This window comes from Mesorhizobium sp. M0207, assembly GCF_040321995.1.
Classification (GTDB): Bacteria; Pseudomonadota; Alphaproteobacteria; order Rhizobiales; family Rhizobiaceae; genus Mesorhizobium.
The window spans coordinates 43480-54212 of the sequence record NZ_JAMYSQ010000036.1 but is presented as its reverse complement, the minus strand read 5'-3'; the positions used below and the strand labels follow the sequence as shown (position 1 = coordinate 54212).

Sequence of the window (10733 nt, the reverse complement as noted above, 5' to 3'; positions counted from 1 at the left end):
TGGCTCATGCTGTGCTGCTAACTTCGCTCGTAAGGGCGACCTTAAGAGCGCAGCCTCGCTACCGTGCCGTCCTCTCGCAAGGCGGCCTTCGCCGGAGGGTATCAGTGTATCAGCGCCTGTAGCCTGGCGATCGGATCTGCTCGGTCAGGGCGCGGTCTAGCGCGGTATAGGCCTGGCCGAACGGGCTGTCGGGCAGTTGCGTCGAGATCGCCATCGCCTGCCGCCACATCTCCTTGCTGAGATAATGCAGCGAATGCTCGATATAGATGCCGAGCAGCGTATCGAGAGCGTCGCCGACATTGGCCGGCGGGTTGACGACGACGCCGCGCCCGGCATTGAGCACCTCGTTGACCTCCATCGAGACGATGGCGCCGAGGATGTCGCCCTTGTTCTGGACGTATCGGAATGAAGCTACGGCAACATTGCTTTACCATCGATCGTGAGCGGAAACGATGCTCTCAGCGCCGTGGATTTCACGGGACAGCATCAGGTCGATCATATCAAGGATCTTCGTCCTTGCCTCCGGACTTTTCTCTGACGAGACATACTCTCGTTTCAACATATCCTGCAGACGATGAACGTCGGTGCCCCGTCTTCCATTTTGATTACCATTTTTCGAGAGATCGATTATTGTTTGCCCTGCTGCTTCCACAACTAGGTCGAGGACATCACAGGTCGCGCCTTCGAGCATGTGAAGCACCGCAAAACCGCTGTCCGCGTATGCCGGAGATCGTAAAAACTCGCGGGTTAGATCACGGTATCGCGCGACTTCATCAGGGTTAATGCGCCGGAACGCGTCAGCCGCTTGGCTGCGGACTTCTTTGTCTTCGTCAGAAAAGAAACGCCTCAACAAAATATCGGCGCGATTAGCATGTTCCGCCCATGTCAGCACGTCTCCAGCGACGTCTGCCATCAACCTTCTATGGTCAACGCTCTTCGCACTCAGGTCGTCCGCATCTTGCGAGAATTCTGGGTGCCGGAAGCTTTCACCGAAAACGAACCAGGCCGCTATGAGTTCTTTGGTCCGATCCCCGCTTCCCAGAAGGTGCGAAATGAGCTCTCTGCCCAACTCAGGTAACCAACTCAGTACATAGGGGAACAGGCTGACACCCGTATGGGTAACAAGGGGCGCAAGGCGATTTATATGGGTCTCAATAGGTGAACCAGAAGCTATTCCCACGAGCTTTCTTAGTGTCGATTCAAATCGATTTTTGTCTGCATTGAACAAAGGCGTCAGCGGTTTCATCATGCAGCAGCGTACGCCAATGAGCATTTCTTGCTCAACGGCGATGTCCAAAGCATGCCAAACTGCGGACTCAAGTTTCGGCACGTGCCAGAGAACGACTCCCAACGCCTCCCAAGTCCAACCGCGCACGCCGTTGAGGCCTCGGATATGAAGTCCGCCGCCCCGTTGAATCAAATGATCGATGGTCAGCGTTTCACGCGCGACGCTAGTTGTGTCGGCATCTTCACTCTCGCTGGCTTCGCCATACATGGCATACCAGATCAAGGCATCTGCGATATCCGACGTTGCAGCTAAGTGCGGATGATTGATGAGGAGACGGGCGATTTCATTGCCGTATGGCCTTCCGTCGAGCTGATGTGCATGACGAATAGCGGTGATCAACCATTCGTCCAACGCGTTCTCCGCGTCGGCCAAACCTGACAATATGTGTCCGGCGTAGCTCTTATGGGCGGCTTCAGGAATTTGCAGCAGGAGCGCTGAAAATCGCTCGGGGTTTTTCTTGGCTGCTTCCTGGAGTTCGCCTGCCAACTGCCTCGCTCCTCCATCGACGAATCCCCGACCGCGCCGCCTGTCTTCATCATTGTCATAACGCTCAATGGCAGAAAGCCAGTGACGGTCGGACATGCGTTCGCAACTGTGTCGTTTGATCGGAGAGCCAACAAAATGTGCTTCGACTTGCGATGGTTCATCGACCTGCCAACCGCGAAATTTCCTCCTGAGTTGTGAGAGCTGTAGCCTGCTGGTCTGGCTTAGGCGGTCCTCTCCAATTGTTTCCAGAATGCACCACCGTTTGTGGCCAGAGCGGTTCAATGCATGAAGTGCGCTCCCTCTTGTCCAAAACGGGCCGGTCTCTCCTGCCTCTTTGATGCGACGCAGTAACCGCGACGCGTGTTCGATTTCTTCATTTTGCTGGGAGATACGATCTTCAATTAGACACCTTTGATCAGCGACAAGGTGAGGAAAAACTTCACGGCAGGCTGTAGCCAGCGACATCCAATCGGCCCCCTGCCAGCCTGATTCAAAGGCAAGCTTGTTGGCCACGAGGTTAGGCAGTCGCTCGGCCAGAGCGGTCGGATTTGCTTGGATGGTTTCCAAGTGGATATGCATGAAGCACTCATGCTTATCCGGATCCAACCGAGCTAGGAATTCGGCCGCGTCGGATGGATCCTTCTCCGCCACTTTCTTTAAGGCCGCGACGTAGACCCCCAGAAAATGGTCAAAGCCAAAGCGATTGCCTGAATAGCTTCTATAGTTAAATGAATACCAGCTTGAGCCGCCTCGCCCTTCAGCTATAACCAAATCAACAGCGCGTGCCAAAGCGCCAGTGAAACCTATTGCAAGGGCTTTCGGAGCTTTCTTTAGTAGCTCCTCCAATGAATACCCTTCGATGACTTTCTCCTGATCGCGATCAAATGGATTTTGACCAGGATGTTGGGCATACCAGGCATCGAAAATGGCCTCAATTAGCTGCCCGCATTTCTCCGGTGATTTTTCTCCCCAAACGTGAAGTAGCATCGTGATACGATCACGCCCGCGGTCTTTGAAAAGCTCCAGTGGGTGTGATGCGACAACATCGCAACAAAGCTGAAGGAGATCATCGTCGGATTGCTTCCGATGGACAAATCCGAACCAGCTTACCAATTGCTCCGCTTTTGCAGCATCGCCGGCCCACCACCTGCGAAGCAGTTCACTAATTTCCCGCGGCCTCTCGCCTGCTATGCTGGACAACCACCAAAGAAGAGTATCCGTGCGCTTTTCCGATCGGCATTCCAGTTCTGTATAAATCCATTGCTTCGCGCTGAGGAAATCAAACCAAACGTGGCTCGATAGAACCGCGCGGCGAAACAGCTGGTTGTATTTATCCGGTAAGGTGTCGAGATCTTGAACGATTTCAAACTCACGGTCGGTCGGAGTTTCGATGGTCGTTAGCCACTGGCAAATGGCGAATTTGATGTGAAAACGGATCTTTTCACCGAACAGCAGCGATGACAATTCATCCGCATAACGCGAGAAATCATTCTGCCGAAGCGCCTCGAGAATTTGCCGGACTTGAGTCCGGCGGAAGAGATGCTGTTCAGTCTCGCGGAGCATGTCGGCCAAGCGCTGTTCGCGAAAGACAAAAGATCGTGCAAAGATATGATCGAAAAAACTCTCGTGAAAGAAATTCACTCGGCCACGCGACAGTACGATAAGCCCCTCGGAGGTCAGGACATCTATGGCCCTTGGGAATGGGTCGAGGACCGAGATTGGGGCATCAAGTTGCTGGCGCTTGCTCATCCATTCGCACATCGCTCCAAGAGCCTGTACGACCGTCCATGCGGGTCTAAGCGTTTTGGAGATGACCCGCTGTTTCTTTTCAATCAACTTTTCATGCAGAGCCGATCGAGATTGGAAAACGAGATGTTTCTCATCGATTTCCAAGAAAACCGCGAGATTGATGGGAAGCTCCAGGAGGCGACGCTGAGGTCCGCTCAATTGATCAACAGGGACATTCTTTGAGACTAAAATCGGCTCGACATCAGTGCCCCAACTGAAGAGCGGGACGTCAATTTGCTTCGCTCGCCGCACTTCCTTCAACTGCTTCAGCCGTGGATCACTTTCGAGGTCAAAGGTCCTGCAAATCACCACGACTTTGATACTCTGAAAATTGTGAGCATCGGCAATCAGCCGGAATATGACCTCTTTGACCTTTCCGTCTCGGCCAGAGACTTCGCTGATAGCGTCAACTTGATCTATAATCAGGACAGATCGAGTAGATGGAAACGCACCCTTCAAGGTGCTCGCGGGACCTTCTTCCCGGCCGAATAGGTGCCTTCCGAGTTCTTCCCTAGTGCTACAATGCAGGCATTGATCGACCCGAAATGCTAGGTGCGGAATCCCGAATGATACCAAGTCGGATATTGCGGAACGGACGATTCCGGATTTTCCGGAGCCCGCCACGCCTGTCAGCAATATTAGCTCTGCACCGTTGGGATCGAGAATTTCCTGGATCAACAGGTGACTCTCGCTTCGTTGGATCACTTCCCCACCAGCGCCAAAAGGCACATAGGTGCCAAGATATGCCTCCGTTTCTTCTTTGAGCCTTTCTCCGATTGTTGGATCAAGCGCCCAATCCTTGATTGTCAGAACGCCGTTTTCCCTTATTAATGATCGCAGTGATGCGCCTGTCAGCAGCTTGTTGAAATTTTTCTCGGCAATATCTCGCAGGTTTGCAAAAGCACTCGCTCCGCCATTCAAAAAATAAAGATCGCCGAACGACTGGATCGTCCACTCCAAGGTTGTTTCTGAAATTGTTACTACATGGCTCCTCTGAAGCCACTCATACGCCGTGTCAGGCGACGTCGTCGCCCACTTTGCCAAGAGCTGTTGAAAGGCGTCGTTTTGGTCTTGCGACAGGGCGTCGAGGAATTGGCGCGTGCCATTTGCTAACCGAGCCTTTTCCGTCAGCTTATGGAAGGTGCCAGCGTTATCTTGCGAAACGAAATGACAATGAGCGGTGGCATCTTTGGATAAGCGGTTCGCAAAAGCGCTCAAAATACCTTCACGACCGAGGGCGCCGATTGCCCAATTTCCCCCTGGAGACGATATCTTAGTCTGATGCCACTCAGTGAGACCATCCCTCCTTATGCCGAATTCGAAGCCGTGGAATTCGGTATCGATATTTTCGAATTGAAGCCATTCAGCCTTCCCGCTGAGCACGTCCATCAGGGAACGAACAAGCCATTTCGCTTCATAGCGATTTCCAAGTTTGTCCGCGATGCCTCCAGGTATCATGTACGACAGTCCGCAACGATGGTTGCTATCTTTAACAATAGAATCGGATCAATCGGGAACGGTAGGCGTACTGCTTGGGAAATGTCTATGACATGCAAGCCTGCGTGCGATCGAGATTGATCTTGGCTGAGGCCTAGCGTCGTTGATTTTAGCCGCTCCGTACGACCGGACCAGGCTTTAGCGTCCGATCGTCGGTCCGAGGCCGACAGTCACCGCAGGGCTCGCTTTTCACCCCTCACGTCGCAATCGCCGCCACCAATATCCTGTTCTGCCTGCGTATCGCCGTGCGCAGTTCGGCAATCCTCGCCTCCTCGCGCTTCACGAATTCGATGAACATCATGTTCATGTTGTTGAAGATGAGTTCGCCGAGTGCCGGCCCGTCGATGTCGCGACGCACCAGGCCGAGCGCCTGCAGGCGGACGATCAGTGCGCGGATCTGCTCGGTCAGCGCGCGGTCCAGCCCCGTATAGGCCTGGCCGAACGGGCTGTCGGGCAGCTGCGTCGAGATCGCCATCGCCTGCCGCCACATCTCCTTGCTGAGATAATGCAGCGAGTGCTCGATATAGATGCCGAGCAGCGTATCGAGAGCGTCGCCGACATTGGCCGGCGGGTTGGCGACGACGCCGCGCCCGGCATTCAGCACCTCGTTGACCTCCATCGAAACGATGGCGCCGAGGATGTCGCCCTTGTTCTGGTAGTAGTTGTAGATCGTGCCGACCGAGACTTCGGCCTGCGCCGCGATGGTCTCGATCTTGGCGCCCTCATAACCGGCATCGCGGAAAAGCGCCGCCGCCGCCTCGATGATGCGGCGGTGCCGATCCGCCTTCTGCCTTGCCCGCAATCCGCTCATATCGGCTGTTTGCCACAAAAACAGAATTGACTCAATTTTAGAATTGGTTCAATTTTTTCCTACAAGCCAAAAAGGCAAGGGAGAACACTCGATGTCCATCAATCCAAAGACCCCCAATCCAACCGTCAGGAACCCGCTTTCCGTTCTGAAGAGCCATCTCCAAGGCGCATGCGCCGCGGCAGCACTGCTGCTGGCGGCGGGCAGCCTCGCTCAGGCGCAGGACCTCAACGCGCTGATCTGGTGCGATCACGCCGATCCGGCGCTGCTGCAGCCTTTCGAGGAAGCGAACGGCGTCAAGGTCAATGTCAAGGAGTTTGAAGGCACGGGCGCCGGCCTGGCGATCGTCGAACAATCGCAGCCCGGCGACTGGGACGTGATGGTGATCGACAGCATCGACGTACCGCGCGGTGTCGAAAAAGGCCTGTTCGAGCCGCTGCCGGAAGACAAGCTGCCGCTGGCCGACCTGTTTCCTCAGGTGAAGATGGATAGCTCCACCGTCGTCGACGGCAAGCGTTACGGCATCACCGAAAAGTTCGGCTACAACACGATCGGCTACAACAAGACCAAAGTCGACCCGGCCGACATGCAGTCGCTTGCCGCGCTGACCGGCGACAAATACAAGGGCAAGATCGCCATCTACGATTATTACCTGCCGGTCATCGGCATGGCCGCACTGGCGATCGGCAAGAAGACGGCGGAACTGACCGAAGCCGACCTTCCCGCCATCAAGGAAGAGCTGCTCAAAATGAAGGCCAACGCCAAGCTGGTCGGCGAAGTGACCGCCAGCCAGACGGCGCTGGCGACCGGCGAGGTCGACATTCTGGTCGGCGGCGGCGAATGGGTGACGGCGGGACTGGCCAAGGAAAACCCTGCCCTCGATTTCTCTATCCCGAAAGAAGGCGCCGTGCTGTGGTCGCAGTCGCTGGCAATGTTCAAGGATTCCAAGAACAAGGAGCTGGCGCTTAAATTCATCCAGTACATTATGAGCCCCGAAGGCCAGGCGCGGCTCGCCACCTCGTCCTGCTATTGGGGCATGCCGGCCAACAGCAAAGCGGCGTTGAGCGACGAGCAGAAGAAGATCCTGCGCTTCGACGAGCAGCCGGAATTCCTCGCCCGCGCCCAGTCCTATCCTGCGCCGAACGCCGACCTCGACAAGAAGATGCAGGACGTCTGGACCGAAATGCTGCAGGCGCAATGACCGGCTGCCGGTCGTGAACGCCGCCAACAGCGGGCGTGCCCTGCCCTGGGCGCTTGTCACGCCGGCGCTCGGCTGGACGCTGCTGTTTTTTGTGCTGCCCTTCGTCGCCATGGCTGTATCCAGCCTGACGGCACATGAAGGCGGCGGCTTCACGCTGTCCAACTACAGCCAGTTCTTTGCCAATCCGTCCTACTGGCAGGCGATGGTGAACTCGCTGCAGGTCACAGCGATCGTCACCGTGATCTCCGTGCTGCTCGCCTATCCTTTTGCCTGGATCCTGGCCGAACAGGTGCCGGAGCGCTGGCAGCGGCTGGCGCTGATGCTGGCCGTGCTGCCGTTCTGGACCTCCTATGTCGTGCGCTCCTATTCGTGGCTGCTGGTGCTGGCGCAAAACGGCGTCGTCAACCATGCGTTGACCGGCTCCGGCCTGTTCAGCGAACCGCTGCAGCTCGCCAATACTCGGCTGGCCACCGTCATCGGCTTCGTGCATTTCTTTGTCATGCTGTTGACGCTGACGATCTTCGCCAATCTGAAGCAGCTCAGCCCCAGCTACCGCAAGGCCGCCGCCGACCTCGGCGCCGGGCCGGTTCGGACTTTCCTGCATGTCGTTCTGCCGCTGACGCTCCCCGGTATCATGGTCGGCGCCTTCCTCACCTTTGTGCTGTGCATCGGCGACTACATCACGCCGCAGATCCTCGGCGGCAGCAACGAGCTTTTGATGCCGCAGCTCGTCATGATGCAGATCGGCCGGCGCGGCGACTTTCCGCTCGCTTCGGCGCTGTCGATCATCCTGATGGCGGTGGTCACCGTTGCCTATCTCGCCTGCTCCCGCTGGCTGAAGATCGAGCGGGCCTGACCATGCGCGCGCTCATCCGCCTCGTCTCCGGCCTTTACGCCATCGCAATCTACGGCTTTATCTTTCTGCCGGTCATCGTTCTGGTGCTGTTTTCGCTGCAGGCAACCTCGTTTCCGATCCCGCCCTTCACCGGGCCTTCGCTGCGCTGGTACGAGGCCGTGCTCGCCGACACGCGGCTGACTTCGGCGCTGGTCAATTCGCTGCTGGTGGCAGTCGTCTCCTCGGCTGCCGCCGTCACGTTGGGCTTTCTCTCCGCCTGGGGTTTTGCGCGCTTCGCCTTGCCGGGCTCGGGCCTGATGCGCGGGCTGATCACCTTGCCATTGACCGTCAGCTATCTCATCATCGGCATGGGGCTGCTGGTGCTGTTCAACTGGGCCGGCGTGCCGAAGTCGCTCATTGCCGCCGGCATCGGCCATGTGGTGATCAACCTGCCGCTCTGCTTTGCCATCGTCTACAGCCAGATGGGCGACCACCAGATCAATATCGAGCGCGCCGCGCGCGACCTCGGCGCGCCCGAATGGAAGGTGCTGCTGCTGATCACCGTGCCCGTCATGGCGCCGGCGATCTTCGCCGGTTTCTTCCTGTCGATGACCTTCTCCTGGGACGAGTTCGTCATCTCGTTCCTGTTGACGCGCTTCGACACGACGCTGCCGGTCGAGATCTGGAACCTGCTCCGCTCCGGCCTCAATCCGAAGACCAACGCCGTCGGCTCGCTGGTCTTCGCCGTCTCCATCGTGCTGGTGGTAGTGTTCGAGCTGATGCTGTTGCGGAGGAAGCCGGCATGAGTGCGCCACTGGTCGATATAAGCTCCGTCTCGCATCGCTTCGGCCAGCACACGGTGCTGAAGAACGTCTCGCTGACGATCGAGCCTGGCAGCTACACGATCCTGCTCGGCCCGTCCGGCTCCGGCAAGACGACGCTTTTGTCCATCCTCGGCGGCTTCGTCACGCCGAGCGAAGGCAAGGTGCTGATCCGCGGCGAGGACTGCACCGCCGTGCCGCCGGCGAAGCGGCCGACGACGACCGTGTTCCAGGATTATGCGCTGTTCCCGCATATGAGCGTCGGCAGCAATGTCGGCTTCGGGCTGCGCATGCGGGGTGTCGATGGCGCAACCCGGGCAGCAAGGGCACGCGAGGCGCTGGCGCTGGTTGGGTTGGCCACTGCCTTCGACAAGAAGCCGCATCAGCTTTCCGGCGGTCAGCGGCAGCGCGTGGCGCTGGCGCGCGCCCTGGTGGTCGAGCCGGCGGTGCTCCTGCTCGACGAGCCGCTCGGCGCGCTCGACCTGAAATTGCGCCGGCAGATGCAGGATGAATTGAAGGCGATCCAGAAACGCGTCGGCACCGCCTTCATCCACGTCACTCACGATCAGGAAGAGGCGATGGCGCTGGCCGATCATTGCGTGGTGATGAATGACGGGCGCATCGAGGACGAAGGACCGCCCGAGCGCGTTTATGCACGGCCAGCGACGCGCTTTTCCGCGACTTTCATGGGCGAAAGCACGCTGATATCGGGAACGGTGACCGAGGCGAAGGGCGGCAAAGTCGCCGTCACCACGAAGCTTGGGTCGCTCTCTTTGCCCGGCACATTGCCGGCCGGCTCGACCGTTGCGCTGGCCGTCCGGCCGGAGCATCTTGTTCTCGGCGCTGCAGGCGGTGCTGTGGCGCTTGGCATGGTCAAGGTCAGCGACGTCGTCTTCCAGGGCAGCTTCAAGCGTGTGCTGGGGACCTCCACGACCGACCCGGCGCTGCACTTCATCGCCAAGGTCGCGGCCGCATCGGCCGTCCAGCCGGGCGACGTTGTCGCGGTATCGTGCGATGCTGGCGACATCATCCTGCTTGCGGACCAAACATGAGCACGCTTCCAATCATCGACGCTCCTGACTGGTACGAAACTATCCGCATGGGCGATGGCGTGACGCTGATCCACGAGCCGTGGATCAAGCCGTTCTTCCGCTGCAACATCTGGCATGTGCGCGGCCGCGACCGCGATCTTCTGTTCGATACCGGCCTCGGCCATTTCAGCCTGCGCCGCCACGTGCCGCTGGTCACGGAGCGCAAGCTCACCTGCGTGGCCAGTCACACCCATTTCGATCATATCGGCTGCCATCACGAATTTCCCGACCGCTGCGTGCACCCGGCCGAGGCCGAAATCCTCGCCGATCCACGCAACGAATGGACGGTTGCCGACCGCTATGCCACCGACGAGATGTTCGACGGCATGCCGCAAGGCTGGGACACGAAGCGCTACCGGATCCTGCCCGCACCAGCCGGCCGGTTGCTCGAGCAAGGCGACATCGTCGATCTCGGCGACCGTGCCTTCGAGGTCATCCACACGCCCGGCCATTCACCCGGCGGCATTGCGCTCTACGAAAACAGGACGGGCATCCTGTTTTCCGGCGACATCATCTATGACGGCCCGCTGATCGACGACGTCTATCACTCCGATATCGACGATTATGTCGAAACGCTGCTGCGCATGCGCGATCTCGATGTCTCGGTCGTGCACGGCGGCCATTTCCCGAGCTTCGGCAAAGTCCGCTATCGCCAGCTTGTCGACGAGTATCTCGCGCAAAAGCGCCAGGCCGGCTGCCATCTGTTGCAAGCCCGATAAGCACTGGCGCTGTGGCGTCAAAGCGCCCTTTGCGGACAGGGTGTCCCCGCCGCGTCGCCGCAGCGCGAGGCCGTGGGCTCGGGTCTAAAGCTCTTTTCCTCCGCCTGGCGCACCAGTTCCGCGAAAGCCAGGGCAAAACTTGCCAGCATCAGGAAGACAATAATCAAGCGTGCCAGCGGCAATAGATCGGCCTCGACTG

At 58.2% G+C, this 10733-nt stretch carries 8 protein-coding genes; 5 read left to right on the top strand and 3 right to left on the bottom strand.

Annotation, left to right across the window (positions count from 1 at the left end):
• Nucleotides 1-109: 109 nt before the first annotated feature.
• From NKJ15_RS30225 to NKJ15_RS30215, 3 genes are all read right to left on the bottom strand, one after another.
• Nucleotides 110-358, bottom strand: coding sequence for a hypothetical protein (locus NKJ15_RS30225; RefSeq protein WP_352819399.1), 249 nt, complete (start codon nt 356-358; stop codon nt 110-112).
• Between the two features lie 69 nt (nt 359-427).
• Nucleotides 428-5020 carry an AAA family ATPase gene (locus tag NKJ15_RS30220; RefSeq protein ID WP_352819398.1) on the bottom strand — a complete coding sequence of 1531 codons (4593 nt, stop codon included), beginning with the start codon at nt 5018-5020 and terminating at the stop codon, nt 428-430.
• Between the two features lie 235 nt (nt 5021-5255).
• A complete protein-coding gene (locus NKJ15_RS30215) occupies nt 5256-5870 on the bottom strand; it encodes a TetR/AcrR family transcriptional regulator (RefSeq protein WP_352819396.1) in 615 nt (204 codons plus the stop codon).
• A 91-nt stretch (nt 5871-5961) separates the two neighbouring features.
• On the opposite strand from NKJ15_RS30215, the gene NKJ15_RS30210 reads away from it, so the two are divergent.
• From NKJ15_RS30210 to NKJ15_RS30190, 5 genes are read left to right on the top strand one after another with little or no spacing between them, the layout of a single operon-like run.
• Complete coding sequence (locus NKJ15_RS30210; RefSeq protein WP_352819394.1) at nt 5962-7068, top strand: polyamine ABC transporter substrate-binding protein; 1107 nt, start codon at nt 5962-5964, stop codon at nt 7066-7068.
• A 13-nt stretch (nt 7069-7081) separates the two neighbouring features.
• Nucleotides 7082-7924, top strand: coding sequence for an ABC transporter permease (locus NKJ15_RS30205; protein ID WP_502906964.1), 843 nt, complete (start codon nt 7082-7084; stop codon nt 7922-7924).
• A 2-nt stretch (nt 7925-7926) separates the two neighbouring features.
• Nucleotides 7927-8709 (top strand): ABC transporter permease, encoded by a 783-nt coding sequence (locus NKJ15_RS30200; RefSeq protein ID WP_352819392.1) that lies wholly within the window; start codon nt 7927-7929, stop codon nt 8707-8709.
• Nucleotides 8706-9776 (top strand): ABC transporter ATP-binding protein, encoded by a 1071-nt coding sequence (locus NKJ15_RS30195; RefSeq protein WP_352819390.1) that lies wholly within the window; start codon nt 8706-8708, stop codon nt 9774-9776. The genes NKJ15_RS30200 and NKJ15_RS30195 overlap by 4 nt, the downstream gene beginning before the upstream one ends.
• Entirely contained in the window at nt 9773-10534 is a 762-nt protein-coding gene (locus NKJ15_RS30190) for an MBL fold metallo-hydrolase (RefSeq protein WP_352684823.1), read from the top strand. Before NKJ15_RS30195 ends, NKJ15_RS30190 begins: the two co-directional genes overlap by 4 nt.
• Nucleotides 10535-10733 lie beyond the last annotated feature (199 nt).